This is a genomic window from Streptomyces tardus (assembly GCF_018101125.2).
GTDB lineage: Bacteria > Actinomycetota > Actinomycetes > Streptomycetales > Streptomycetaceae > Streptomyces > Streptomyces tardus.
On sequence record NZ_JAELVF020000001.1, the window covers coordinates 3,240,638 to 3,266,114 of the forward strand.

Annotated in this window: 20 protein-coding genes and 1 other RNA gene; 13 read left to right on the top strand and 8 right to left on the bottom strand. The window is 72.8% G+C overall.

What is annotated here, in order from left to right; all coding sequences use genetic code 11:
* Nucleotides 1–104: 104 nt before the first annotated feature.
* Entirely contained in the window at nucleotides 105–2,309 is a 2,205-nt protein-coding gene (locus JGS22_RS13870) for a bifunctional glycosyltransferase/CDP-glycerol:glycerophosphate glycerophosphotransferase (protein ID WP_211039807.1), read from the bottom strand.
* Nucleotides 2,310–2,739: 430 nt separating this feature from the next.
* Entirely contained in the window at nucleotides 2,740–5,916 is a 3,177-nt protein-coding gene (locus JGS22_RS13875) for an FtsK/SpoIIIE domain-containing protein (RefSeq protein ID WP_216814981.1), read from the bottom strand.
* 516 nt (nucleotides 5,917–6,432) lie between these two features.
* Here JGS22_RS13875 and JGS22_RS13880 point away from each other — a divergent pair.
* From JGS22_RS13880 to JGS22_RS13895, 4 genes are all read left to right on the top strand, one after another.
* Complete coding sequence (locus tag JGS22_RS13880; RefSeq protein WP_216814982.1) at nucleotides 6,433–8,124, top strand: serine/threonine-protein kinase; 1,692 nt, start codon at nucleotides 6,433–6,435, stop codon at nucleotides 8,122–8,124.
* A gap of 154 nt (nucleotides 8,125–8,278) precedes the next feature.
* Complete coding sequence (locus JGS22_RS13885; RefSeq protein ID WP_211043784.1) at nucleotides 8,279–9,493, top strand: serine/threonine-protein kinase; 1,215 nt, start codon at nucleotides 8,279–8,281, stop codon at nucleotides 9,491–9,493.
* Between the two features lie 28 nt (nucleotides 9,494–9,521).
* Nucleotides 9,522–10,637 carry a peptide chain release factor 2 gene (gene prfB, locus JGS22_RS13890; RefSeq protein WP_216814983.1) on the top strand — a complete coding sequence of 372 codons (1,116 nt, stop codon included), beginning with the start codon at nucleotides 9,522–9,524 and terminating at the stop codon, nucleotides 10,635–10,637.
* Nucleotides 10,638–11,235: 598 nt separating this feature from the next.
* Nucleotides 11,236–11,799 (top strand): hypothetical protein, encoded by a 564-nt coding sequence (locus JGS22_RS13895; protein WP_216814984.1) that lies wholly within the window; start codon nucleotides 11,236–11,238, stop codon nucleotides 11,797–11,799.
* A 298-nt stretch (nucleotides 11,800–12,097) separates the two neighbouring features.
* Here JGS22_RS13895 and JGS22_RS13900 read toward each other — a convergent pair whose 3' ends face one another.
* Entirely contained in the window at nucleotides 12,098–12,295 is a 198-nt protein-coding gene (locus JGS22_RS13900; RefSeq protein WP_216814985.1) for a hypothetical protein, read from the bottom strand.
* Nucleotides 12,296–12,820: 525 nt separating this feature from the next.
* Here JGS22_RS13900 and ftsE point away from each other — a divergent pair.
* The 5 genes from ftsE to ssrA all read left to right on the top strand — a co-directional run bounded on the left by ftsE (nucleotide 12,821) and on the right by ssrA (nucleotide 16,756).
* Entirely contained in the window at nucleotides 12,821–13,510 is a 690-nt protein-coding gene (gene ftsE, locus JGS22_RS13905; protein ID WP_211041134.1) for a cell division ATP-binding protein FtsE, read from the top strand.
* Nucleotides 13,511–13,520: 10 nt separating this feature from the next.
* Nucleotides 13,521–14,432 (top strand): permease-like cell division protein FtsX, encoded by a 912-nt coding sequence (gene ftsX / locus JGS22_RS13910; protein WP_211041133.1) that lies wholly within the window; start codon nucleotides 13,521–13,523, stop codon nucleotides 14,430–14,432.
* Nucleotides 14,433–14,510: 78 nt separating this feature from the next.
* Complete coding sequence (locus JGS22_RS13915) at nucleotides 14,511–15,674, top strand: S41 family peptidase (RefSeq protein WP_211041132.1); 1,164 nt, start codon at nucleotides 14,511–14,513, stop codon at nucleotides 15,672–15,674.
* A gap of 17 nt (nucleotides 15,675–15,691) precedes the next feature.
* Nucleotides 15,692–16,171 carry an SsrA-binding protein SmpB gene (gene smpB, locus JGS22_RS13920; protein ID WP_211041131.1) on the top strand — a complete coding sequence of 160 codons (480 nt, stop codon included), beginning with the start codon at nucleotides 15,692–15,694 and terminating at the stop codon, nucleotides 16,169–16,171.
* Between the two features lie 213 nt (nucleotides 16,172–16,384).
* Nucleotides 16,385–16,756, top strand: a transfer-messenger RNA (tmRNA) gene (gene ssrA / locus JGS22_RS13925).
* Between the two features lie 214 nt (nucleotides 16,757–16,970).
* Here ssrA and JGS22_RS13930 read toward each other — a convergent pair.
* The gene (locus tag JGS22_RS13930) at nucleotides 16,971–17,879 is read right to left on the bottom strand and encodes a nucleotidyltransferase domain-containing protein (protein WP_372454243.1); all 909 of its coding nucleotides are present in this window, start codon (nucleotides 17,877–17,879) and stop codon (nucleotides 16,971–16,973) included.
* Nucleotides 17,880–18,216: 337 nt separating this feature from the next.
* Between JGS22_RS13930 and JGS22_RS13935 the strand changes: the two genes are divergently transcribed.
* Nucleotides 18,217–18,966, top strand: coding sequence for a chitinase (locus JGS22_RS13935; RefSeq protein ID WP_211041130.1), 750 nt, complete (start codon nucleotides 18,217–18,219; stop codon nucleotides 18,964–18,966).
* A 72-nt stretch (nucleotides 18,967–19,038) separates the two neighbouring features.
* Here the strand turns inward: JGS22_RS13935 and JGS22_RS13940 are convergent, their stop codons facing one another.
* Nucleotides 19,039–20,217 carry an MFS transporter gene (locus JGS22_RS13940; RefSeq protein ID WP_372454244.1) on the bottom strand — a complete coding sequence of 393 codons (1,179 nt, stop codon included), beginning with the start codon at nucleotides 20,215–20,217 and terminating at the stop codon, nucleotides 19,039–19,041.
* Between the two features lie 209 nt (nucleotides 20,218–20,426).
* The gene (locus JGS22_RS13945; protein WP_308405662.1) at nucleotides 20,427–21,308 is read right to left on the bottom strand and encodes a GNAT family N-acetyltransferase; all 882 of its coding nucleotides are present in this window, start codon (nucleotides 21,306–21,308) and stop codon (nucleotides 20,427–20,429) included.
* A gap of 61 nt (nucleotides 21,309–21,369) precedes the next feature.
* On the opposite strand from JGS22_RS13945, the gene JGS22_RS13950 reads away from it, so the two are divergent.
* Nucleotides 21,370–21,837 carry a PPOX class F420-dependent oxidoreductase gene (locus tag JGS22_RS13950; RefSeq protein WP_211041128.1) on the top strand — a complete coding sequence of 156 codons (468 nt, stop codon included), beginning with the start codon at nucleotides 21,370–21,372 and terminating at the stop codon, nucleotides 21,835–21,837.
* Between the two features lie 58 nt (nucleotides 21,838–21,895).
* Here the strand turns inward: JGS22_RS13950 and JGS22_RS13955 are convergent, their stop codons facing one another.
* Entirely contained in the window at nucleotides 21,896–22,372 is a 477-nt protein-coding gene (locus JGS22_RS13955; RefSeq protein ID WP_372454245.1) for a GNAT family N-acetyltransferase, read from the bottom strand.
* Between JGS22_RS13955 and JGS22_RS13960 the strand changes: the two genes are divergently transcribed.
* On the top strand, nucleotides 22,281–23,267 hold the full coding sequence (locus tag JGS22_RS13960; protein ID WP_211041126.1) for a pirin family protein: 987 nt from the start codon (nucleotides 22,281–22,283) through the stop codon (nucleotides 23,265–23,267). The genes JGS22_RS13955 and JGS22_RS13960 overlap by 92 nt on opposite strands.
* A 144-nt stretch (nucleotides 23,268–23,411) precedes the next feature.
* Nucleotides 23,412–24,233: an SDR family oxidoreductase gene (locus tag JGS22_RS13965; protein ID WP_211041125.1), complete on the top strand. Its 822-nt coding sequence runs from the start codon at nucleotides 23,412–23,414 to the stop codon at nucleotides 24,231–24,233.
* 218 nt (nucleotides 24,234–24,451) lie between these two features.
* On the opposite strand, the gene JGS22_RS13970 is transcribed toward JGS22_RS13965, so the two are convergent.
* Nucleotides 24,452–25,426, bottom strand: coding sequence for a helix-turn-helix transcriptional regulator (locus JGS22_RS13970; protein WP_211041135.1), 975 nt, complete (start codon nucleotides 25,424–25,426; stop codon nucleotides 24,452–24,454).
* Nucleotides 25,427–25,477 lie beyond the last annotated feature (51 nt).

Here is a 25,477-nt window from a genome sequence, read left to right on the forward strand (position 1 = left end):
GGCGGGTCTCCGGCGGGCAGCACCGCCGGAGGTCGCGTCGCCGGCTTCGGACCGTGGGAGCGGGGCGGCCCGGGAGCGTTTCCTCCCGGGCCGCCCCGCTCTGCTCACGTCCGGGCGCCCTGCGGGGGAGCGCCGGCCGCGGAGCCCGAGCCGGTGCGCGCGGGATGGATCACCGCCCGCGCCGCCTCCTCCCGCGGCAGCGGTGCGGGCCGGCGCAGCTCCGCCGGTACCACCGGGGCGAGCGCCGAGCCGTCGAGGAAGACCGAACGCACGACCCGCTCCGCGGCGAGCCCGTCGTCGTAGGGGCAGAACCGCGTCCGGAACGCGGCCCGCAGCGCGCGCGAGCCGGCCGAGCGCCAGGTGTTCCCGCGGAAGCATCCGACCAGCGACTCCAGATCGCCCGCGACCGGGCCCGGAGGGGCGGACAGCAGGTCGAAGTAGGTGCCGGCGGTGGCCCGGTAGGTCTCCCAGTCCGGGGCGTACAGCACGATCGGGCGGTCGAGCACCGCGTAGTCGAACATGATCGGCGAATAGTCGGTCACCAACACGTCGGCGGCCAGGCAGAGTTCGGCGCGCGGGCGGGGGGAACGGGCGTCGAGGACGACATAGCCGGGCCCCAGCGCGCTCGCCAGCCGTGAGAGTTCCAGCTCCGAGCCCCCGCCGTGCGGGTAGTCGCGGCGGACCGGGGCGTACAGCACCGCGACCGCGCCCGCCGGGACTCCGAGCTGCGCGCGGATGCGGGCGACCTCTTCCGCGGTGGCGCGGTGGAAGACGTCGTTGCGCGGCGAACCGTACTCCAGGGCCGTGTAGTTGCCCGGGTATGCGCGCTCCCGCGCGAGAGTGGCGTGGCGGCCGGCCGAGAGGCTGTAGTCCCAGTCGTCGACCCGCTCCAGCAGTCGGGTGAGGTCGGCGGCGCCGTCCTCGCGGTGCTCGCCCCGGTCCAGCCCCGCCAGCGCGAGCGGGGTGCCGGTGTGGGTCTGCACCAGCACCTGGCCCGGACGCTTGTGCCGGCGGGGGCCGAAGTCGCCGTCGCTCAGCAGGTACTTGGCGCGGGCCAGCGCCGTCCAGTGGGCTGCCGAGCCCGGGCGCACCCGGCTGACGCCCTCGGGCAGCGAAGGCGCCGCCTCGTCGCCGGCGACCCAGAGCGTACGCAGCCCCGGGACCAACACCCTTGCCCGCTCCTCCAGCGCACCGAGGTCGCCGCCGTACTCCTGGCGTCCCTGGGAGGGGGTGGGCAGGAAGACCGCGAGTGCGGGATCCGGACGGCGTCGTGACTGGAGCGAGTGGTACAGCCGCAGCACGGCGCCGCGCACCGAACCGGCGGTGCCGCGCAGCCGGCTGCCCCACCCCCTGGCCGACCAGAGCAGCCGGAAGGTTCGGCGGGCACCGAGCCGCACCAGGAGCTGCGTGAGGTCGGTCCGACCCGCGGCGCTCTGGTGGCGCAGGCACTGCTTGCTGCTGCGCCGGAAGAACTCCGTGCGTCCGGACCTGGGCAGCCGGCCGGGCGTGAGGAAGAGCCCGGCCAGATGGTCGGTCATCCGCCGGTAGAGAGCGGACTTCCAGCGCGCCAGGTCGGGGCGTTCGTCGAGGAGGGCGAAGACCCGGTCGTACTGGCCGAAGATGTCGAAGTGGCGCCGGGGGGAGGAGCCGAGCACGCCGCCCTGCCTGCGCAGCCGGTGCCGGACGCACACCCGGTCCAGCACGGCGACCGCCTCCGCGGTCAGCAGGGTGTGCCAGGTCCAGGGGATGCCCTCGTACGCGCCCGGCGGGAACCGCACGCCCTGCTCGACGAGGAACTCCCTGCGGTACGCCTTGTTCCACGCCAACGGGGCGACCCGCAGCAGCGCGGGCCGGTCGCGGAGCCGGACCACCTGAGGCTCCTGCTCCGTCAGCGGGCCCAGCGGCGGGCCCTCGCTCCGGTCGTTGCCGCCGTGCCAGAAGGTCCTGGTGTGGTCGAAGAGCAGAACGTCCGGGTCGGCCGTGGCCGCGAGGCGGTCGGCGATCGCCTCCAGTGCCCCGGGCGTCAGGGCGTCGTCGCTGTCCAGGAAGAGGACGTACTCCCCGCTTGCGTAGCGCAGCCCGGCGTTGCGGGCCGGGCCGGGGCCCGAGTGCCGCGGCAGCCGGAGCACCGTGACGCGGCTGTCGTGGGAGGCGTACTCGGCGAGCAACTCGCCGCAGTCGGGCGGTGAACCGTCGTCGACGAGGATCAACTCCAGGTCGGTACAAGTCTGTTTGAGCACGGACTCCAGGCACTCGGGCAGATATGCCTGCACCTGGTGGGCGGGAACGATGATGCTGAAGCGAGGCACGGCACATCCACAGGTGGGCGCGGTCTGATTAACCCGATAATGGGTGATACGCACGCCGAGACCGCGCACTCGGCCGAGGTCCGGACCGAAATGGTTCGTTCGGCCCAGCGCGGTCGGGGTACGGCCTGGTGCAGTGGAGTGGAGCCGCCGCGGCTCCGGCGGGCCCACGGCGTACGAGCCGCGGCGGGGCCGGGGCGCGCCACGAGGCCGCCGGCCAGGAGGGCAGACCGTCCTGTTCGGGCAGCGGATGCGAAGACCCGGCCCGGCACGCCGGAGGCGTTCCGAGGCAACGTGCCTGCCGCGCCGGCCGGTCCGTACGGGCCGGGTGAACGCCCGCACGCGGTGCGCCCGTGCCGCTCCCGACCGCGCGAGTCGGACCGCGCCGCTCCCGACCGCGCGGCGCGCCCGCGCCGCTCCCGACCGCGCGGAGTCAGTCCGCGGCGACCAGCGGCGGCGGGGGAGTGGCGCCGGCCTCTCGGGCGGCCCGCTCCACCGCGCTGGCGAGCAGCGCGAGATCCGTCGGGCCGTTGCCCAGCTCGCGCACGGGCCGACGGGACGGCGGGTCGCCCTCCCTGGCCCAGTCCAGCGGCACCACGGTCGGCCGGGTGGTGGCCGTCCGCGGAATCCTGCCGGTCACGCGCGCGCCCTGGAAGGTCGCCACCTCTCCGTCGGGGCGGTGCAGCACGCCGCGGCCCGGGCGGTGCTCGTCGGTACTGGGGTCGCCGCCTATGGACGCCCGCAGCGCCGAGCTCTGGTCGGTGACGGTCTGTGCCGTGCGATCGGGGCGGCCGGTGGCCGCGATCAGATGGATGCCGAGCCGGACGCCGTCCCGCGCGACCGCCTCCAGTGCCCGTACGACCGAACCGGCCGCGGGACGACCGGGGTTGCCCAGCGCCGGATCGACGAGCGCGTCGAAGTCGTCGACCAGCACCGCGAGCCGGGGCAGTGCGGTGGTGGCGCTGCCGCCGGAGGGAATCGCGGCCCTGCGGCCGGCACGCAGCCGGAGGGTGCCGCGGTCGGCGTCGCCGGTGGAGCGGCTTCCCTGCGGGCCGGCCAGTGCCTCGGTCGAGGCGCCCGCGGCCGACTGCCGGACGTACGCCTCGTACCCCGTTTCGGAGAGCAGCTCGCCGCGCCTCTTCAGCTCGGCCGAGAGGGAACGGGCGAACTCCCGCATCCGCACCGGGTCGCCCGCGCTCAGATACGTCATCACGTGCGGCAGCTCGGCACACGGCCGCAACCCCTCGCCCGCGCCGTCCACCAGCACCAGCCCGAGCCGGTCCGGGCGTTCGCCCGCGGCCAGGCTCGCACTGAGCGAGCAGAGCAGCTCCGTCTTGCCGCTGCCGGCTCCGCCGCTGACGAAGAGATGGCTGCGGTCCTGCGCGAGGTCGGTCGCGACCGCTCCGCGTCCGCCCGCGCCGAGCACCAGGCTGACGCTGCTCGCTCCGCCCGCGCCGTCGGCGGTGGAGGCCCAACGGGCCAGCAGCGCGGCGGGCGTGGCGCGCGCAAGACCGAGCTCGTCCAGCAACCGGGCGGCGGGCGGCAGCGCGGCGGCCGGCCTGCGGTGGTCACCGGCAGCGGACGGGGCGGTCTCGCGCGCCGGCGCCAGCGCACGGGCGAACCGCTCGGCCCAGGCGGCGGAGACGCCGTCGACGGTGGCGAGCTCACCCGCCGGCGAATCGCCGCGGCGCACCACGCGCACCGCGGTGGCGACCGCGCCGCTGAGCAGTGCCAGCGCCCCGCAGCCGCGGAAGGCGGGGAAGGTGGAGTACGCGGCGGACAGGGTGTCCGCCAACGGCGAGGTCGCGGTGGTGGGAGGTGTCTCGGCCAGGCAGATCACATGCACTCCGCACGCCGCGCCCGAACCGGCCAGGCGCGCGACCGACTCGCGCAGCTCGGCCGTACCCGGATCGCCGTCGACGACGAGCACGGTCGACGGTCCGTTGTGGGCGGCGGCTGCGGAACGGATCTCCGCCTCTTCCGCCGTCACCCAGCCGCTGCCGAGCGGGCCGTCCTCCAGCCGCCGCAGCAGCTCCTCGGTACGGGCGGCGGCCTGGTCCCGGTCGAAGGCGAACAGCAGTCGGCAGTCCTGCCCCTGACCCGGCCGCAGATGGGGCAGCCAGCCGAGCCAGCTCCAGTCCTCGACGCTCCGGCCGCGCCCGGAGGCGAGCACGACGACCTCCAGGTCGCTCGGCGGATGCAGCAGGGTCAGCTGCGCCAGCACGGCGCGGGCGAGTGGGAGCAGCCGGGGCCTGGGGCCGGCGAGCCCCAGCGAGCGGGCTTCCCTCAGATCGACGGTGACCGGCACGGAGGGGCGCGAGCCGTACCGCGCGGTGCCGATTCGCACGGTGAGCGCGTCGGCGTGGGCGGGGTCGCGCTCCCAGCGGCGCTCGCCCTCGTCCAAGGCGGTGAGCAGCAGCTCGGCGGGGTCCGGCCAGCGGCTGCCGCCCGGCCCGCCCGTGACGTGCGCGCCCCGGGACGCGCGGGCGCCGCGGTCGGACGCGGCGCCGGGCAGCGCGGCGTCGGGCAGTGAACGGCCGCCGTGCGCACCGGCGTTGCCCATCGGCCCGGTGGCGGTACGGGTGGGCTGATCGGGCATCCGGTCCGACTCGCGGCCGGAGCGCCGCCGACCCCAGCCGATGCCTCCACGAGCGCGCCGTTGCTCCGGCAGCGACGGTGGGCCGGCCGGTGGGCGCGGCACCTCCGCCGCACTCTCCGCGGCGCCCCTGGCCCGGACTGCGTCGTAGACCGGCCCGGCGTCGTACGAGGGCTCGGGGCCGTAGGGCGGCCCGGCGTCGTACGAGGGCTCGGGGTCGTACGGCGGGACTCCGGCCGCGCCGCCCAGCACGCCGGCGCCGTGCGTGGTCGCGCCGGTGGGAGCGCCGCCCGCGGCGGCTGTCGGGGGCCGGGGCGGCGCGCCTGCGGACGCCTCCGCCGCGCGCAGCGCTCCCGAGCGCAGCCACAGCTCGGACTCGCCCACTCGCAGCACCGCGCCGGGGGGAAGGGGGCGCGGGCGGTCGCCGACCGGCGCGCCGTCGACCGCGGTGCCGTTGGTGGAGCCCAGGTCGGCGACGGTCACCGCGCCGTCGGGCGCCACCGCGACCACGCAGTGCAGCCGCGAGACGTCCGGGTCGTCCAGCACGACGTCGGCGTCGACGGAGCGGCCCACTCGGATCAGGTCGCCGTGCAGGAGGTGCACGCCGCCGGCGTCGGGGCCGGAGACGGTCTCCAGCCGGAGGCTGTCGGGCGTGGGGGAGGCGGGGTCGCGCACGGGGCCGTGGAGGGAGATCACCGCGCCGTCGGTCAGCGGGGGTTCGCCGACTATCTGTCGCTGGGGGTCGAGCCGGCGGCTGCCGGCGTACACGGCCACGGACTCGCCGCCGCTCGGCGATGTGCTCCGGACCGGACTCTCGCCGCCCCCGGAGCTGCCGCTCGGGTGGCCCTGGCCGCTCGGCGGCCCGGTGGTGGAGGCCAGGGCCGCGCCGAGGCCGCCGGTGATCGCGGCGAGCACGGTGCCCGGCGGGGCCGTCACGAGCACGTCGCACTCACCACTGTGCTGACTCGCACCGCCGCGCGGTCCGAGGACTGTGAGCCGGATCTGGTTCGGCATCGGCCCCTCCCGGTTCATCAACCACGTGCCAGACCGTGGGGTGCATCCTCGCACCTGCTGCCGACAATCTGTGCCCTCCACGGCCTCCAATGATCTTGATTGGCTGGGGAGATGCACACGAGGGATCATATGTGGCCGAGTTCACAACGGAGTTGACCGGTGTTCCGGCCATGACTGCCCGTCCGGTGATCGTCATCGCAACCGGTTCCGGATCGGTTCGTGGTCACTTGGCAACCGAATGACTGCGCGCCACGTCTTGCCACCCGGGCCCGGGGTCGCGAACGGGCGGGCCGGGCGGACGGGTGCGCACCGACGGTCCCGGCCGCTCGCGATGCCGGTGCGCCGGGCCTCGGGACAAGGGTGAGCGCCGGTGGTGCCCGGCACTACAGTTGGCCCGGACAGGTCCGTCCGCCGTGTGCCGACCGAGGTCGTGGCGCGGCGGTGGCGGACTCCGACGCCTCAGGTGCGCGGGCCCCGCCCGCGGTGAGCGACGACCACGATCAGGGAGCCGATGACGTGCGGCCGGTAGGCAGCAAGTACCTGCTCGAGGAGCCACTGGGACGCGGCGCCACGGGCACCGTATGGCGGGCTCGGCAGCGCGAGACCGCGGGAGCCGAGGCAGCCGTGGCCGGCGAGCCGGGCGAGCTCGTCGCGATCAAGGTGCTCAAAGAGGAGTTGGCGAACGACGCCGACGTCGTGATGCGGTTCCTGCGGGAGCGCTCCGTGCTCCTGCGGCTCACCCATCCGAACATCGTCCGCACCCGGGACCTGGTCGTCGAGGGCGATCTGCTCGCCCTCGTGATGGACCTGATCAACGGCCCCGACCTGCACCGCTATCTGCGCGAGAACGGTCCGCTCTCGCCGGTCGGCGCGGCGCTGCTGACCGCCCAGGTCGCGGACGCGCTCGCCGCCAGCCACGCGGACGGCATCGTCCACCGCGACCTCAAGCCGGCGAACGTGCTGATCACCGAGGGCGAGCACGGGATGCGCCCGATGCTCACCGACTTCGGCATCGCCCGGATCGCCGACTCCCCGGGGCTGACCCGGACCCACGAGTTCGTCGGCACTCCCGCCTATGTGGCGCCGGAGTCGGCCGAGGGCAAGCCGCAGACCTCCGCCGTCGACATCTACGGCGCCGGCATCCTGCTCTACGAACTCCTCACCGGGCAGCCCCCGTTCGGCGGCGGCAGCACGCTGGAAGTGCTGCACCGGCACCTGAGCGAGCAGCCGCGTCGCCCGGAGCAGGTGCCCGAGCCGATGTGGACGGTCATCGAGCACTGCCTGCGCAAACGGCCCGAGGAGCGCCCCGGCGCGGAGAACCTCGCCCGGGCACTGCGTACGGTCGCCTCCGGGCTCGCGCCCGGTGCCGCACCGGAGCAGTACGCCGCGGCGCTCGGCGTGGCCGGGCTGCTGGCGCCCGACCCGCAGCCCGCCCCGGTGCCGGGCAGCGGCGGCCAGGGCGTGGGCGGCGGAAGCGGGGACGCGGAGCCCACCCAGGTGCTGCCCACCGGTTCGGGCGCCGATCCGCACGGGGCGACGAGCGTGCTGCCGCAGACCGGCCCCGGGCAGGGGCAGGGCGCGGGGCAGGGCGGCGGCGAGGACGCCACCAGCGTGATGCCTCCCGTGCCCGGCGGCCCTGGTGACGGCGGTGGGGACGGCGCGCATCCCTGGCAGAACCAGATGCGGGCCGCCAGGGACCGCAACGACCAGACCCAGTACCGTCCGCTGGACCCGAGCGAGGACCCGCTCCGCCGCCGCCCGCGGCGTCCCTCCCCGCAGCAGCAGCCCCCGCCGCCTGCGCAGCACCAGCAGCCCCCGCCCGACTACGGACGTCCGCGCCGCCAGCAGTACCAGGACGGTTACGGGCAGCAGGGCCACCCGGCACACCAGGGCTACCAGGGCGGCTACCAGCCGCAGCCCCAGCGGTACGAGCCCGAGCCGCCGCCGCGCCGTCAGCAGCGGCCGCCTGAGCCGGAGCCGCGTCGGCCCAGGGAGCCCCGCCAGCGCAGCGCGAACCCGATGCGGATCCCGGGCCTCGGCTGTCTCAAGGGCTGTCTGATGGTGATCCTCGTCTTCGCGCTGATCATCTGGCTCGTCTGGAACTTCACCCCGGTCCAGGACTGGATCGCCGACGGCCAGGCGTTCTGGGACACCGTCGTCGGCTGGTACGAATCGGTCCGCGACGGCGTCAAGGGCCTCACCAACTGACCGCCCCCGGGCGCCGGTCGAGGGTCACCGGCGCCCAACCGGGCGGCAGGCGCGGTGACTTGTCGACATAGCAAGTGGCTCTTTCCCGCACAGAAGCGGCGGTTCGTGCAATCCGTCGTACCCGTGGGGGGTCCGGGCGCGTAACTTTGTCGTCATGGCACGGAAGATCGGCAGTCGTTACACCGCCTACCAGATCCTGGGTCGCGGCAGCGCCGGTACGGTCTGGCTCGGAGAGGGGCCCGACGGTGCGGTGGCGATCAAGCTGCTGCGCGACGACCTCTCCGCCGACCAGGAGCTCGTCGGCCGTTTCGTACAGGAGCGCGCCGCCCTGGTGAGTCTGGACCACCCGCATGTGGTCGGCATCCGCGACCTCGTCGTCGACGGCAACGACCTCGCGCTGGTGATGGACCTCGTCCGGGGGGTCAACCTGCGCAGTCGGCTGGACCGCGAGCGACGGCTGCCGCCGGGCGAGGCGGTGGCCGTCGCCGCGGACATCGCCGACGCGCTGGCCGCGGCCCACGCCGCCGGATATGTGCACCGCGACGTCAAGCCGGAGAACATCCTCCTCGACGAGTCCACCGGTGCAGCGCTGCTCTCCGACTTCGGGGTGGCCAAGCTCATCGACGAGCCCAGCCGCGCCGGCGGCCGTCGCGTGGTCGGCACTCCCGACTACGTCGCACCGGAGATCGTCGAAGGGCTGCCGCCGCGAGCCGCGGTCGACATCTACGCCCTCGCCACCGTGCTCTACGAACTCCTCGCCGGATTCACGCCGTTCGGCGGCGGCCACCCCGGTGCCGTACTGCGGCGGCACGTGACCGAGGCGGTCGCGCCGCTGCCCGGGATCCCCGACGACCTGTGGCGGCTGCTGCACCAGTGCCTTGCCAAGGGGCCCGCCTCCCGGCTGCGCGCCGGCGAAGTCGCGTCCCGGCTGCGGGAGCTGCTGCCCCATCTCGCGGGCCTGCCCGTGCTGGACATCGACGAGCCGGACACCGAGCCCGCCCCCGCACCCGCGCCCACCGGTTACGAGGACCACCAGGAGCCGCTCCCGGCCCGCAGCGCGGTACCGCTGGTCCAGGGCGCGACCGCCGCCGATCCGGAGTCGGCCAACCGCGATACGCACACCAGCATGCGCGTGCCCGGCCCCCAGGAGCTGGCGGGCGGTGCGCTCGGCACCGCGCGCGCCCCCCGCGCCCCCGGCCTGCCGCGTGCCGGTTCGGCACGGCACCGGGCCGCTGAGCGGCGGCGCCGGCTGAAGCTGGCGGCGGTGGCGACGGTGGCCGCTGCGACGCTGGGAGTCGGCGGCTGGCTGGCACTCGGCGGCGATGACGGAGACTCCTCCAAACCGGCAGTCGACCAGTCCACTCCGTGACCGTCGGCGGAGCGGTTAGGCTGGAGCCGTGGCACTCGTCGATGTATCCGAAGCTCTGAAGTCCCTCTCCTCCACCATGGAGTCGATCGAGGCTGTCCTCGATCTCGACACAATGCGGGCGGACATCGCCGCGTTGGAGCAGGAGGCGGCCGATCCGGCCCTGTGGAACGACCAGGACAGGGCGCAGAAGGTCAACAGCAAGCTCTCCTTCCTCCAGGGCCAGCTCAGGAAGGTCGAGGAGCTGCACGGCCGGATCGACGATCTGGCGATCCTCTTCGAGCTCGCCGAGGCCGAGGACGACGCGGACACCAGGGTCGAGGCCGAGCGGGAGATGGTCTCGGTGCGCAAGACGGTCGACGAGCTGGAGGTCCGTACGCTCCTGTCCGGCGAGTACGACGAGCGCGAGGCGATGGTCTCGGTGCGCGCGGAGGCGGGCGGAGTGGACGCCGCCGACTTCGCGGAGCAGCTCCAGCGGATGTATCTGCGCTGGGCCGAGCGTCGCGGCTACCCGACCGAGGTGCTGGACACCTCGTACGCGGAGGAGGCCGGCATCAAGTCGACCACCTTCACCGTCAAGGCGCCCTACGCCTACGGCACGCTCTCGGTCGAGCAGGGCACCCACCGCATGGTGCGGATCTCCCCGTTCGACAACCAGGGCCGCCGCCAGACGTCCTTCGCCGGTGTCGAGGTACTGCCCGTGGTGGAGCAGACCGACCACATCGAGATCCCGGAGAACGAGCTGCGGATCGATGTCTTCCGCTCCTCCGGCCCCGGCGGCCAGTCGGTCAACACCACGGACTCCGCGGTGCGCATGACCCACCTGCCCTCCGGCATCGTCGTCTCCTGTCAGAACGAGAAGTCCCAGATCCAGAACCGCGCCGCCGCGCTGCGCGTCCTCCAGGCCAGGCTGCTCGCCCGCCGCCGCGAGGAGGAGCAGGCGAGGATGAACGCGCTCAAGGGCGACGGCGGCAACTCCTGGGGCAACCAGATGCGTTCGTACGTTCTCCAGCCGTACCAGATGGTCAAGGACCTGCGCACCGAGCACGAGGTGGGCAACCCGCAGGGCGTGCTGGACGGCGACATCGACGCCTTCCTGGAGGCCGGCATCCGCTGGCGCAAGCAGCAGGAGCAGCCGACCGGCTGACCCGTCGCCCGGCGTCACCGCCAACGCCCGTCACCCCCGTCGCCTCCGCGGCGGGGGTGACGTCGTCCCGGCGGCCGGTGGGACCCCGCCGGTGGGCCCCGCCGGCGGGCTGCCGTGGCCCGGATGTTCGTGCAGGGTGCAACTCTCCGTAGCCGTACGGCCGTTGGGGTTTCTCCGTGAGGAACAACGGGCAGAAGGTGCTTTGGGGACGACTCATTCCATGTCATGGTGAAGTTGTTCGAATCATCACTCGTACCGTTCGTCAACGCCGTGGCGCGACCCGTGGGTTGTCGTACAGCAGGCGCCCGAAATGACCGCGCGCGCCGGGTCGCTGGTGTCGGTTCGCTCACAACAGACCACTCACGGCGGCAACTCCCCGCTCACGAGGGACATTTCGCACCGATGTCGCTTGACGGTGATGGTTTTAGTGGGAAAGCTGTTCGCTCGGCAGGCGTGTGCCTGGTGTGATCGTGCGTGTGTGGGGGCGGCTTCGGACTCGGCGCAACTCGGCCTTGTTCCAAGGGTGTCGTTCCCGAAGCGGCACTGTTCGGCATTCGCCGCGTGTTGATGAAATGACAGCTACTGGGGGTAGTTGGTAGTGACCAATAAGAAGACGCGAGTGCGCGTCGCGCGGATCGCGGCCGGAGCCGTGTTCGCAGCGGGCCTCTCGCTCACCGTGGCGGGTGCCGCTCAGGCAACCGGCGGCGGCGACAGCGGCAAGGCGACGAAGTCCGAAGAGGGCTTCCTCGGCGGCCTGCTCGGCGGCGGTGGCGACGACCCGGACAACCCGGACGACCCGGACGAGCCCGGTGAGCCGACGGACGACCCGGACGAGCCCGGCGAGCCCACTGAGGACCCGGACCCGACCGAGGACCCGGACCCCACTGAGGACCCGACCGAGGACCCGGACGACGGTCTTGACCCGGACACCTCCGCGGGTGGCGGCGAGAGCCCCGACTCCGGTGGCAAGGAAGAGATCACCACTCCGGTGAAGCCGGACCCGCAGGGCGGCCAGGAGAAGGACGAGGAGCTGGCCGAGACCGGTGCGGCTGAGACCACGTTCCTGCTGGTCGGCGCCGCGACGATGATCGCGGGCGGTATCGGCTTCCGTCTGCTGCCGCGTCTGATGGGCCGCGAGGACGGCGGCGCCGCAGCCGCCTGAGGCGACGCGTCACGCATCCTGCAGAAGCAGTCGGGCCGGCGGGGCCCGGACACGGCCAGTGTCCGGGCCCCGCCGTCGTGTGTACGGATCTGCGCACGGGGCCGGCCGGCGGTACCGGCGGCCGGCGCGGGGTCGCGCCGAGCCCGGGTGCTGGAAGCGGGGACGCGCGGGGGACGCCGGGCCGTGGACGCCTGGTGGGGCGTTGGATGGCGGGCCGTGGACGCCGGGCCGGCAGGTGCCGGGGTCGGGCTGCGAGCGAAGGGCCGGGGCGCAGGAGAAGCCGGGCGGCGGATGCCGGTCAGGCGGTGGACGCCTGGTGGGCCAGGAGTGCCAGCGCCAGCAGCAGGAGCAGCAGACCGCCGAGCGCGGCCGGGGAGAGCATGTCCAGCGGACCGGTCTCCCGCGCCTGCCTGGCTCGCTCGGCGCGGCACACCGCGCAGCGCCCCTCGCGCACCGGTCCCGCGCAGTTGGCGCACACCAGACGGTCGTGCGTCATCCGCCGCTCCTCGCTGTGCTCGTCCGCTGTCCCGCTCGGGCTGGGGCTCCTGCGCCTGGCTCCCTGCCGGGCCGCCCCTTCATGGTCCCGCGCCAGCCGCGGAGCCGCCCCTCCGGGGCTTGCCGTCGGCCTCCGCCCCGAGTCGCGCGGCGCCCGGGGTCCGCCGCGCCCCGCCCGACTCGAGGCGGCTCGAAGTCGGTGCCGGGGTGTTCGTCGGCCGGCCGGAGTGGCCGGGTTCTCCAACGCGGCGGCGGTCGCGATTGTTCCCCGGCCGGGTGCGGACGCTCGCCGGGAGGGCCGAGGCGTCACGAATCGCCCAGCGGCGAAAGCCGCGGAACCGGGCGTGTCCACCGGTGGCGCTCGCGTCGGACAGACCTTGAAATATGACCAAATGCCCAACGGGCAGGGTGGGTTGTGCCGGGCACCGGCTTCGGTCCTTCGCGCGGGTCGCGTATGGTCGCCCACACCGACACGGTGCTGCTCGCGGCTCCGTAGCCCCTACCCAGGTCGACGTGGTGTAAATCAGTGATTCGATTCGACAGCGTCTCAAAGAGCTACCCCAAGCAGAATCACCCCGCACTCCGCGATGTCTCGCTGGAGATCGAGCGCGGTGAGTTCGTCTTCCTGGTGGGGTCCTCCGGTTCCGGAAAGTCCACGTTCCTGCGGCTGATTCTCCGCGAGGAGCGGGCGAGCACCGGGCAGGTGCACGTACTCGGCAAGGACCTGGGGCGGCTCTCCAACTGGAAGGTGCCGCAGATGCGCCGCCAGTTGGGCACGGTCTTCCAGGACTTCCGCCTGTTGCCGAACAAGACGGTGGGGGAGAACGTCGCGTTCGCCCTGGAAGTGATCGGCAAGCCGCGCGGCCAGATCCGCAAGACGGTGCCCGAGGTCCTCGACCTCGTCGGCCTCGGCGGCAAGGACGACCGGATGCCCGGCGAGCTGTCCGGCGGTGAGCAGCAACGCGTCGCGATCGCCCGGGCGTTCGTGAACCGTCCGATGCTGCTGATCGCGGACGAGCCCACCGGCAACCTGGACCCGCACACCTCCGTCGGCATCATGAAGCTGCTCGACCGCATCAACAAGACCGGGACCACGGTCCTGATGGCCACCCACGACCAGCAGATCGTGGACCAGATGCGCAAGCGCGTGATCGAACTCGAGAAGGGCCGTCTCGTCCGCGACCAGTCGCGCGGCGTCTACGGCTACCAGCACTGAAAGGGACGCGATGCGCGCGCAGTTCGTCTTCTCGGAGATCGGCGTTGGTCTCCGCCGCAATCTCACGATGACCTTCGCCGTGATCGTCTCCGTGGCGATCTCGCTGGCGCTGCTCGGCGGCGCGCTCCTGGCCCGGGAGCAGGTCAACTCGATGAAGGGCTACTGGTACGACAAGGTCCAGGTCTCCATCTACCTCTGCAACAAGAACGACGCGGAGACCGAGCCGAGTTGCACCAGGGGCGCCGTCACCGGGCAGCAGAAGCGGGAGATCAAGGGCGACCTGGAGAAGCTCCAGGTCGTCGACAAGGTCTTCTACGAGTCCAGCGACCAGGCGTACGAGCACTACAAGGAGCAGTTCCCCGACTCCCCGCTGGTCCCGTCGCTGACAGCGGACCAGATGCAGGAGTCCTACCGGGTCAAGCTCGCGGACCCGACCAAGTTCGACGTGGTCAGCTCCGCCTTCTCCGACCGGGCCGGCGTGCACTCCGTACAGGACCAGAAGGACCTGCTTGAGGACCTGTTCAACCTGCTCAACGGCATGAACACCGCGGCGCTGTTCCTGATGGGACTGATGCTGATCGTTGCGCTGCTGCTGATCGTCAACACCGTCCGGGTCTCGGCGTTCAGCCGTCGGCGGGAGACCGGGATCATGCGGCTGGTCGGCGCGTCCAGCTTCTACATCCAGATCCCGTTCATCCTGGAGGCGGCGGTCGCGGGTCTGCTCGGCGGCGTCTTCGCCAGCACCATGCTGATGGGTGGCAAGTACTTCCTGGTCGACAACTGGCTGGCCGACAAGATCCCGCTGATCCAATTCGTCGGCTGGGACTCGGTGTTGAAGGTGCTGCCGCTGGTGCTCGCGGTCGGTGTGCTGATGCCCGCGCTTGCAGCCTTCCTCGCGCTGCGCAAGTACCTGCGCGTGTGACGCGGGTGTGACGAAGGACGCGGCAGCGGTACACGCAACCCCGCGTGCGAAGGCCCCTTCTGTCCTAGACTCCGCAACATGTCGGGCACATGGATGTTCGTCCTGCCCCGCCGCATCGGCCGCGGGGCAGGGATCGCATTCGTTTTCGCCGGAGTGCTGTTGACCGGCTTCGCCACCGGCTCCTGGAGCCAGGAGGCGGACGGCGGCAACGGCGAGGGCGCCCCGATACGTCCCCGTACCCTCGCGGACGCCCCCATCCCGCCGGTGGGCGGCAGCGACGCGAGCGAGCTCGTCAGCCGCAGCGGCGACCGCTGGTCGGCTGCGTACAGCGCCCGGGAGTACGAGGGGCTGCGGCAGGCGCTGGAGGGCGAGTACGTCGGCGTGGGCATCGCCGTACGACGTTCCGCGCAGGGCGTTCTGGAGGTCGCGCGGGTCACCGAGGGCAGCCCTGCGGACCGTGCGGGCATCCGCCGCGGCGACCTGCTGCGGACGGTGGACGGCGAGGCGGTCGCGGCCAGCCCGGTCACCGAGGTGGTGGCTCTGCTGCGGGGCGGCCAGGGCGGCGCCGACACCGAGCCGCAGGCAGCGCCGGGCTCCGAGGTCGAGTTGGGGCTGAGCAGGGACGGCCGGCTGTGGGAGCACGAGCTGCGCCGGGCGGAGCTGCGCACGGAGTCGGTGTCGATCCGCGCGATGGCCCCGGACTGCGTACGGATCACGGTCGGGTCCTTCACCAAGGGCACGGCCGCGGATGTACGTGAGGCGGTGCGGGCACTGCCCGAGGGCACCGGCGTACTGCTGGACCTGCGGGGGAACGCGGGCGGACTGCTGCACGAGGCGGCCGGCACCGCGGGGGTGTTCCTCGACGGCGGAGTGGTCGGCACCTACGACGAGGGCGGGACACAGCGTGCGCTGCGCGCGGAGCGCGGCGGCGACACCCGCACCTCCCTGGTCGTCCTGGTCGACGGTGGCTCGATGAGCGCGGCCGAGCTGGTGGCCGGAGCGCTCCAGGACCGGGGCAGAGCGCTGGTGGTCGGGACCAGGACGTTCGGCAAGGGCACGGTGCAGATGCCCAGGAAGCAGCCGGACGGCTCGGTCGCCGAGCTCACGGTCGGCCGCTACACGACACCCACCGGGCGCGAGCTGGACGGGGTCGGCCTGGCGCCGGACGTCACGGTCCGCGAGGGCGAGCGTGCGACGGCGAAGGCCCGCACGGTATTGAGTGGCCTCTCGGGCGGCAGTTGAGCCACAATGGCCCGGCTATGGCTAAAGAGAAGAGTCAGAAACTCATCGCGCAGCACAAGAAGGCGCGGCATGACTACCTCATCCTGGACACCTACGAGTGCGGGCTGGTCCTGACCGGGACCGAGGTGAAGTCGCTGCGGCAGGGCCGAGCCTCCCTGGTGGACGGGTTCGGGCAGATCGACGGCGGTGAGGCCTGGCTGCACAACGTGCACATCCCCGAGTACAGCCAGGGCACCTGGACCAACCACAGTGCCCGCCGCAAGCGCAAGCTGCTGATGCACCGCGAGGAGATCGACAAGCTCGTCGGCAAGCTCCAGGAATCCGGCCTGACCCTGGTGCCGCTCAAGCTGTACTTCAAGGACGGCAAGGCGAAGGTCGAGATAGCGCTGGCCAGGGGAAAGCGCGAGTACGACAAGCGGCAGACGCTGCGGGAGAAGCAGGACCGCAGGGAGGCCGAGCGTACGATGTCGGCCGTGCGCCGGCGGCAGCGGTCCTGATCGCACATCGGCCGGTCCCGGTGGGCCGGTCAGTCCTGGTGGAGCCGGTCGGTCTGACGGGGCAGCGGTCCCGACCGGTCCGGTTGTCGGTCGGTTCGGACGTCCCGCAGGAGGCCGGGGAATTCGTTGGCCGTCCGCGGCGTTGTTCGCGTACGATGGTCGACAGCAGCGAAGCGGCCCCTCTCGGGCCGGTTCGTCTTGTCAACTCAACATGGGGATGATCGGTTTCGACAGCGGATGTCGAAGCAGGGGAAGCGAGCCGAGGAACGCGGCAATGATCTCGTTAACCATCTGCCGCAAAAAAATAATCGCCAACACCAAGCGCGATTCCTTCGCCCTCGCTGCCTAAGCAGCGACTTGCGAAGTGTCAGCCCGGGTGCGTTCCCGACCCGGTTCCTGGCATCAGCTAGGGAACTCACCGCGTAAGTCCGGTCACGGGGCTTGCCGGGACATCTCACAGTGACTGGGCCCGTCGGCAGCTTGTCTGCGTGACTGCCGGGGCCGAGAAAAGCACAGCAGACTGCGCTCGGAGAAGCCCTCCTCCTGCACCGCTGGACGCGGGTTCGATTCCCGCCATCTCCACCTGAGAAAAGCCTCCGGACCACGATCCCCTCGTGGTCCGGAGGCTTTTTCTGTGCCCTGCGGCCCGAGCCGAGCGGGGCGGGCCGCACCGGGACGCGGGTCGGGACGCTCTCGGCGGAGCCCGGCCCGCGTCCCCGGTTCGGTCCGGCAGCAGGTCGGCCCGGGCCCGCGCCTGTCGGCAGCGGTCCGCACCGGCCGGGCAGCCGGTCCTGGCCGGTCAGTCGCCGAGCAGTCCGGCCAGGTCGCGGTGGAGCGCGGGGGAGCGACCGGTGTTCCACCGTGCGCCGGCCTCGTCGATCAGCTCCCGGCTCCAGGCCCAGGAGCTCCGGGCCGCCCGGCGGAGGCCGTCCGGCTCGACGCCGGAGGTGGTGGCCGCGTAGCGTGCGCGATCCGCCTCCGGCACGTCGAGTTCCAGTGCGCGACTGGGGGTGAGCCAGTGCGCGGTGGTGCCGCGGAGCAGCCGGCAGAGCTTGAGCTGTTCCGGTGCCACCATCGTGCCCAGGAAGGCGTGTGCCCGGGCGAGTTCGCCGCGGGCCAGGAGGTGCGCCACCATCAGCGTCCAGTTGGTCAGCTCGTCGGCGCACTGCTGCGCGGTGGGTGCCGGCTCGGGCGGCCGGTGAGTGTTCAACCCCCTTGCGAGAGGCAGGAGTTGGCCGGTGCGGTCCAGGAGTACGGCGCGTTCGGGGTCGGGCAGATGGACCATGCCCCGCCAGCCGCCGATCTCGGGGATGCCCGTGCTGGCGGCGACGAAATGGAACTCGCCGCGCATCAGGTCCTCGAAGACGACGGTGAGCACTCCGAACCGGTTGGTGTGGACGAGTCGCAACGGCCGCCCGGGGTCCAGCTGTTGGAGGAACACGGCACTGTCGAAGCCGTCGTGGGTGTGCGGGGCGGCTCGGCCGTCGGCTCGGTCCACCGGGGCGTCGTCGAGGAAGACGTACGCCTCGATGTCCGAGTGGGCGTCGGCCTCGCCGACGGTCCAGGAGCCGTAGAGCAGTACGCCGGCCAGCCGCGGTTCGGCGCGGGCGAGGGTGCGCAGCCGCTCGATCCGGGCGTCGAGGGCGTTCGGCGGCTCGGTGCCGTAGCCGGGGGTGGGGTCGGTCGGGTGGTGGTGCGGAAAGGTCACGGAACTTCTCCTGTGCGAAGGCAGAACGGACTGGCCCACCCTCGGGTGGGCGGCTGAACCGGGGTGTCCGCGCCTCAGGAGAAGAAGGATCCGCACATGGCAGGGGAGTCTACCGGCCGTCCCGCCGGTGCCCTCGGGACGTGAGGGAGCGGGTCAAGTCGGCCGAGAGCGGCGGGAATCGGATGACGCCGACAGATGGTGACAACTCTTCGTCAGGGGAAGATCATTCTCCGCAATACTTGGTCTAGACCTTGACGTGATCATGCATAGGACCCTTTCATGAGAGCGTTCCCATTTCGTGACCCCGGCGGCCGAGCGCCGCCTGAGAGGTGTTCCCGTGCGAAGGAATAAGCTTTTCGCGCTGCTGACCGCGGCGGTGCTGGGCGTCCTCGCTCTGCTGGGTACGGCGGCCGTCTCCACCGCCGCCACCAGCGGGAGCGAGGCGAAGGACAGCAAGGCCAACGCCGCCGAATTCGTGGTGAGCGAGGCCCAGTTCGAGCAGATGTTCCCGAACCGGAACTCGTTCTACACCTACCAGGGCCTGGTCGGGGCGCTCAGCGCCTACCCCGAGTTCACCAACTCCGGTGACGACGCGACCAAGCGCCGCGAGGCCGCCGCCTTCCTGGCCAACGTCAGCCACGAGACCGGTGGCCTGGTGCACGTCGTCGAGCAGGACGAGAGCAACTACCCCCACTACTGCGACGACACCCAGCCCTACGGCTGCCCCGCCGGCCAGGACGCCTACTACGGCCGCGGCCCGGTCCAGCTGAGCTGGAACTTCAACTACAAGGCGGCCGGTGACGCCCTCGGCATCGACCTGCTGAACAACCCGCGCCTGGTCCAGGAGGACCCCGAGGTCGCGTGGAAGACCGCCCTGTGGTTCTGGAACACCCAGACCGGCGCCGGCACCATGACCGCGCACTCCGCGATCGTCGACGGCCACGGCTTCGGCGAGACCATCCGCACCATCAACGGCTCGCTGGAGTGCAACGGCGGCCAGCCCGAGAAGATCGAGAGCCGGGTGAAGCTCTTCGAGGAGTTCAGCTCCCTCCTCGGCACCACCCCGGGTGACAACCTCCGCTGCTGACCGCGGAGTTGACCCCTTCCTGTGAACGCGGAGCTGACCCCTTCGTGTGAACACGGACGGGCCGGGCGGGCGCTAAGCCTGCCCGGCCCGCTCGCGTGCCGGGGCGCGACCGCCCAGCAGTGCGACGACGGCCGCGGTCGCCGCGGCGCAGAGCGGCAGGGTGTACGACCAGGCGCCCGGCAGGCGCTCGGCCGCCCAGCCCCCGCCGGCCGCCCCGGCCGAGATGCCGCAGAGCAGCGCGGTCACCGCGAGGGTCATGCCCTCGTTGATACGGGCGGCGGGCACCAGCTCCTGAACCAGAGTCATGCTCGTCACCATCGTCGGGGCGATCGCCATGCCGACCAGCAGCAGCGTCGGCGCCAGCAGCCACAGGCCTCCGACGGACGCCGAGAGCAGCGGCAGCGTCATCAGGGCAGCCATCGCGCAGACGCAACGCACGAACCGGCGCCACGGCGACCCCGAGAGCGTCAGCAGGCCGAACGCCAGCCCGGCCGCCCCCGAACCGAACGCCTGGACCGCGAGTATCGCGCCGGCCGCGCCCGGATACCCGCTCTCGTCCGCGAAGGCGACCGTCACCACCTCCATCGAGCCGAACACGACACCCGTGGCGAGGAAAGTCGCCAGCAGCGGCGCCATCCCCGGGGTGCGGACCGGAGCCCGTCCCTTCGGCCCCGCCGCGCCCACCGGCGGTTCGGTGCGGCGCTGGGCGGTGAAGAGCAGCGTGCCGGCCAGCAGGGTGACCGCCGCGAAGACCGTGCCGGCCTCCGGGAACCAGGAGACGGCGAGCGCGACGGCCACCACCGGCCCCAGTACGAAGCACAGCTCGTCGGCGGCCTGCTCCAGGGAGTTGGCGGTGTGGCGGGCGGCCGGATCGTCCCGGTACAGGCGCGCCCAGCGTGCTCGGGACATCCCGCCGGTGTTGGGCGCGGTGGAGGCGAGGGCGGCGCAGCAGAAGAGCGCCCAGTCGGGGGCGTCGGCCCGTACCGCGGCGGCGAGGGACAGATGCGCGGCGACGGCGAAGAGTACTGCGGGGACGGCGACCCGCGCCTGGCCCAGCCGGTCCACCGCGCGGGCCACCAGCGGGGCGACCACCGCGGCGAAGCCCAGGCCGGTCGCGCTCACCGCTCCGGCCAGGGCGTAGGACCCGCGCGAGGTCGCGACCATCACCACCGCGGCGACACCGAACATGGCCATCGGCAGGCGCGCGAGGACCCCGGAGGCGAAGAACGCCGCGGCCCCCGGTGTGCGCAACAGCCGTGAGTAGGGGGCGAGTCGGTGCGTGCCTGGACGTCGGCCGGCCGGGGCCGGAGCGGTAGGGGGCATCGCACCAGATTCCGGCAGCGGGCCCGCGCAGTCCAACGGTTTTCCGCCGCTGGGTCCCGGCAACAGCGCCCCGCCCGGCGAAGGACCGGAGACGCGAAGGACCGGAGACGCGAGGGCCGGGCTCGGGCCGGCTCACCTCACACGCGGGGGCTCTCCGGCGGCGTCCAGACGTACGGCGTGGTGGTGGTGAGCGCGTGGAAACCCAGCCGGAGCAGGACGGGGGCGCTGCGGTCGGAGGCGTCGACGCGCAGATGGCGCACGCCGCGGTCCCGCGCGAGAGCGGCCCGCGCCGCCACCAGCGCCCGGTACACACCGCGCCTCCGCCACGACGGGAGCGTCCCGCCGCCCCAGAGTCCGGCGAAGTCGGTGCCGGGCTCGAACTCCAGCCGCGCCCCGCTGATCACCTCGCCCTCCGCCTCGGCCACCAGCACCGCGGTCTCCTGCGGTGCCGCCTCGATCTGACGCGCCAACTCCTCGGCGCGCCACGGACGTTCCTCGCCGAAGGCCGTGCCCTGCACCTCGGCGAACTGCTCCAGATCCGCTCGGGCGCTGATTCGCCGCAGGGTGACGCCCGCAGGCAGGTCGGGGGCGTGTGCGGCGATCGCCGAGGTGTCGGCGACCATGACGGTTTCCGGCGGCTCGGGCACGAAGCCGGCCGCGCGCAGTCGTTCCGGCACCTCGGCCGGCAGGTCGTGGGCGTGGGTCTTCCACTCCACGGACTCGCCGCGGGCCGCGAACCATTCGCGCTGCTCCGCGATCAGACGGTCCAACCCGGCGGTGTCCAGGTCGAGTTCGCGCGGCGGAAGCAGATAGCCCCGGTGCATTCCGGCGACCCGCAACAGCGGGCCCTGCCGCTCCTGCCACGCGCCAGGGGGCAACGCCCCGGCCCAGCCGCGCAGTTGGGCGTCGTAGGCGGCCAGCAGCCCCCGGGTGGTGTCGCCGCCCGGGACGGGCGTGGCGCCGCTCCGGGGCGGCGAAGAGGAGGGGGCAGGCGTCGAGGAAGAGCGAGGGGCGGTCACATTCCGACCCTATGAGCGTGCGCAACCGGTTATCGGCCGCCCGGTCTCCTACGCTCGGGGAATGACACCTTCCATCGCCACCAACACCCCGGTCTCCCGCGACGAGTTGCTGGACTTCCTGCGTCCGCGGCACCGGGCGATCCTCCTCACCCGTCGCACCGACGGCTCCCCGCAGGGCTCGCCGGTCACCTGCGGGGTGGACGGGACGGGGCGCATCGTGGTCTCCAGCTACCCCGAACGCGCCAAGACCCGCAACGCCAAACGGGACGCCTCGGTGAGCGTGATCGTCCTCTCCGAAGACTTCGACGGCCCCTGGGTCCAGGTGGACGGGACGGCCGAGGTGCTCGACTCGCCGGAGTCCACCGAGCCGCTGGTCGACTACTTCCGCAGCATCTCCGGGGAGCACCCGGACTGGGACGAGTACCGGCAGGCGATGGTCCGGCAGGGCAAGTCGATCATCCGTGTCACGCCCACCCGTTGGGGCCCGGTGGCCACCGGAGGCTTCCCCGCCCGCCTCGCGCGGGACTGAGCGGGGGCCGGCACCGCGCCCGGCCCCCGCCCGGTCCTTCCGGCCGATCGGAGCTCTGTTACAGACCGAACCCGGCGCGCTCCTCCTGCGGCACCAGGTCGACGTACTCGGGGTGCTTGGCGAGGAACTTGCGCACGTACGGGCAGTACGGCAGCACCTCGCGCTCCTTGCCGCGCAGATCCTCCAGCGCCTCGCCGACCAGGCGCCCGGCCAGTCCGCGGCCGGCGAACTCGGGGTCGGTCTCGGTGTGGGTGAGCGAGACCCTGTTGCCCTCGACCGTGTACTGGGCGAACCCGGCGAGCTCCTCGCCGGAGTACACCTCGTACCGGGACAGCTCGGGGTTGTCGCGGACCGTGACGTCGGTACTCATCGGGTGGGCTCCTGTCGCATCCGGTGTGAGACTGGTACGGCCTGATCCTGCGGCGAGAGCGAGCGCGAACGCAATGAGCAACGTCGAACCCAGTCCCGCCGAGCTGCGTTGTGCGGACCGCGCCCCCACGGCTGCGGACGACGGGCCCGCTGTCGAGATTCTCACGCCGAGGGACGTCCCGCTCGGTGGCCCGCGTGCGATCACCGTGCGCCGCACGCTCCCGCAGCGGGTGCGCTCGCTGATCGGCGCGTGGTGCTTCGTCGACCACTTCGGTCCGACCGACGTCGCCGTCAGCGGCAACATGGACGTGCCGCCGCATCCGCACACCGGTCTCCAGACCGTCAGTTGGCTCTTCTCCGGCGAGGTGGAGCACCGGGACAGCACCGGGGTGCACGCGTTCGTACGCCCCGGTGAGCTGAACCTCATGACCGGTGGGCACGGCGTCTGCCACTCCGAGGTCTCCACCGGGGCGACCACGGTGCTGCACGGCGTGCAGCTGTGGGTCGCGCTTCCCGACGCGCACCGCGGGGCGCCCCGCGACTTCCGAAGCCATGTGCCCGAGCCGCTCGACCACCGCGGCGCGACGGTACGGGTCTTCCTCGGCGAACTCTGCGGCAGCCGTTCGCCGGTGCCCACCTTCAGCCCGCTGCTCGGAGCCGAGCTGCTGCTGCCGCCCGGCACCGAGCTCGCACTGGAGGTGGACCCGGAGTTCGAGCACGGTGTGCTGGTCGACACCGGGGGCGTCGACGTCGCGGGCGAGTCGGTGGCCGAGGCCGAACTCGCCTATCTGGCCCCCGGTTCCGAACGGATTGCGCTGGCGAACAACGGCCGGGAGTCCGCCCGGCTGATTCTGCTCGGCGGCCCGCCCTTCGGCGAGGAGATCATCATGTGGTGGAACTTCGTGGCGCGCAGCCACGAGGAGGTCGTCGAGGCCCGTACCCAGTGGGAGGCCGAGTCCGACCGCTTCGGTGCGGTGACCGGGTACAGCGGGCGCACCCGGCGGCTCCCCGCCCCGCAGCTGCCCGGCCTCCCGCTGAGGCCGCGCGGCAGCGCCCGCTGAGTCGGTGCACCGACACCCATCCGCGCCCCTCCAGCCCTGCCCGCGACCCGTTCGCACCTGCCCGCGACCCGCTTGCACTCGCACATCGCAGGCCCGCCGCGGGGCGGCGTGTCACGTTCCCGGCCGGCGTTCCGTCGGGTGGGTATGGATATCGCCGTAGTAGGAGGAACGGGGCTGCTCGGCCGCCGCGTGGTGGATCGGCTGCGGAGCGGGGGCCACACCGTACGGGTGCTCAGCCGCGACGCGCCCGTGCACCGCATCGACCTGACCACGGGCGCGGGGTTGGCGCGGGCGCTCGAGGGCGCCGCGGTCGTCGTCGACGCGAGCAACCGCACCGGTACGAGCGCCGCGACCCGCGGCACCCTGGTCGAGGGCACCGCACGACTGCTGGAGGCGGAGGCGGAGGTGGCGGCCGGGGTCGCCCACCACGTGTGCGTCTCGATCGTCAACTGCGACGAGGTGCCGCTGGGTTACTACCGGGTCAAGGCCGACCAGGAGCGGTTGGTCGAGCGCGGCAGGACGCCGTGGACGATCGTGCGCGCCACGCAGTTCCACGAGTTCGTCGCCGCGACCTTCCTGGCGCCGCTCAAGCGGCTGGGGGTGCACGCGGTGCCCGGGATGCTGCTCCAACCTGTCGGCACCTCGGACGCTGCCGGGGCCGTCGCCCGCGTTGCCGCCGCCGCGCCCAGCCGCGGGCTGGTCGAGATCACCGGACCGCGGGTGTACGAGCTGGGCGAACTGGCCCGCCTCTGGCGGGAGTCGAACGGCAGCCGTGCCCTGCCCCTGCCGGTCCGGGTGCCGGGCGCTCTGGGCCGGGCCCTGCGCGCCGGCGCCCTGACGGCCCCGGGCGGCGAGGGCCAGGACACCTCGGGTGTGCTGCGCGGCACGACCACGTTCGAGGAGTGGCTGCGACTGCGGCGGCACGCGCCGCACGCAGGACGCCGCGTCCCCACCGAAACGAGGTAGCGCGCCGCGGGCGCGCACGCGCCCCTGCCGTCCCGTACGCGCCCCTGCCTGCGCCGACCCTGCCGGCACCGGTCCATACCCGCCCGCACCCGCCCGCACCCGCCTGCGCTGCCGGTCGACCGCGCGGCGGCGCCCAACGGGACGTGGCGGCACCGGACTTCGGCGAGCGCGGTCGGCGCCTGCGCGACAGCGATGTCATCGCCGGCGCGGTGGTCCGCTCAGCTGATCCAGCCGTTCATGGCCGCCCGTACGCCCGCCTGGAAACGGCTGGTGGCGCCGAGCCGGTCCAGCAGCACGGCGACGATCCGGCTGACCGAGCGCGGAGAGACGCCGAGTTGGTGCGCGATGACCTCGTTCTTCTTCCCCGCGGCCATCAACAGCAGTACGTCGCGCTCCAGTTGGGTCGGCTCGGGGCCGTTCTCCTCCTCCTCGGCGGTGAAGTCCAGCCCCCTGTCCCAGTGGTGGGTGAAGAGTCGCTGGAGGAAGCCCAGCACCGCGGGGTCGCGCACGAGCACGACACCGGCGGCCGTGTCCTCGGTGTCCACCGGGAGCACCGCGGCCTCGTTGTCGTAGATCAGCAGCCGCGAGGGCATCACGCCCGTGGTGCGGATCTGGGCCCCCGCCGCGGTGATCCGGGCCGCGTACTTGGCGGTCAGCCGGTGCTTGCGGGTGCTGTGCTGGAACAGGATCCGGATGTGCGCGCCGCGGGCGAGAGTGTCCAGGTCGAGCGGGGTGGCGGAGCTGACCGCGGCCTCGTCCAGCGGGCCGCCGGGGCTGAGGACGTCCACCGAGCTCTTGCAGGTGCGGGCGAGGTCGTCGATCACCGCGCGGATGTTGTCAAGACCCTCGATCACCTCGACACGGCCCTTGGCCGAGCGCATACTTCTGGCCTCGAGGTAGTCGCCGGTGAGCGCGTGCATCTGCGCGCGAGCCGTGGCGATCGCGGTCTGCCGCTCCAGCACGTCCTGCTGCGCCGCGGAGAGCAGCGTGTCCGCGGCTGTCTCGGGGCTCACGGCGGACCAGCCGCCGCTGGGGGAGGGCTGGAGCAGGCTCAGCTTCGCGAGGCGCTGCTCGGTGGCCCGCACCTCCTCGACCGTCAGCCCGCTGCGGCCGGCGATCAGCTCCACGGAGTCGGTGGGGTGCAGTACGCGCAGTCGGTACACGCGTGCCGCGACCTCGTCTATTTCGCACATCTCCAGCACGACTCAGCTTCCTCGTTCCGTCCCTGCTGCTCGGGCGACAAC

Excerpts from the sequence above, each read along its gene's own strand:
- JGS22_RS13915 (WP_211041132.1), top strand. The coding sequence starts at position 14,511 with ATGTCGGGCACATGGATGTTCGTCCTGCCCCGCCGCATCGGCCGCGGG.
- JGS22_RS13970 (WP_211041135.1), bottom strand. The coding sequence starts at position 25,426 with ATGTGCGAAATAGACGAGGTCGCGGCACGCGTGTACCGACTGCGCGTA.
- JGS22_RS13965 (WP_211041125.1), top strand. The coding sequence starts at position 23,412 with ATGGATATCGCCGTAGTAGGAGGAACGGGGCTGCTCGGCCGCCGCGTG.
- ftsX (WP_211041133.1), top strand. The coding sequence starts at position 13,521 with ATGCGCGCGCAGTTCGTCTTCTCGGAGATCGGCGTTGGTCTCCGCCGC.
- JGS22_RS13950 (WP_211041128.1), top strand. The coding sequence starts at position 21,370 with ATGACACCTTCCATCGCCACCAACACCCCGGTCTCCCGCGACGAGTTG.
- smpB (WP_211041131.1), top strand. The coding sequence starts at position 15,692 with ATGGCTAAAGAGAAGAGTCAGAAACTCATCGCGCAGCACAAGAAGGCG.
- JGS22_RS13875 (WP_216814981.1), bottom strand. The coding sequence starts at position 5,916 with ATGCCGAACCAGATCCGGCTCACAGTCCTCGGACCGCGCGGCGGTGCG.
- JGS22_RS13960 (WP_211041126.1), top strand. The coding sequence starts at position 22,281 with ATGAGCAACGTCGAACCCAGTCCCGCCGAGCTGCGTTGTGCGGACCGC.
- JGS22_RS13900 (WP_216814985.1), bottom strand. The coding sequence starts at position 12,295 with ATGACGCACGACCGTCTGGTGTGCGCCAACTGCGCGGGACCGGTGCGC.
- JGS22_RS13885 (WP_211043784.1), top strand. The coding sequence starts at position 8,279 with ATGGCACGGAAGATCGGCAGTCGTTACACCGCCTACCAGATCCTGGGT.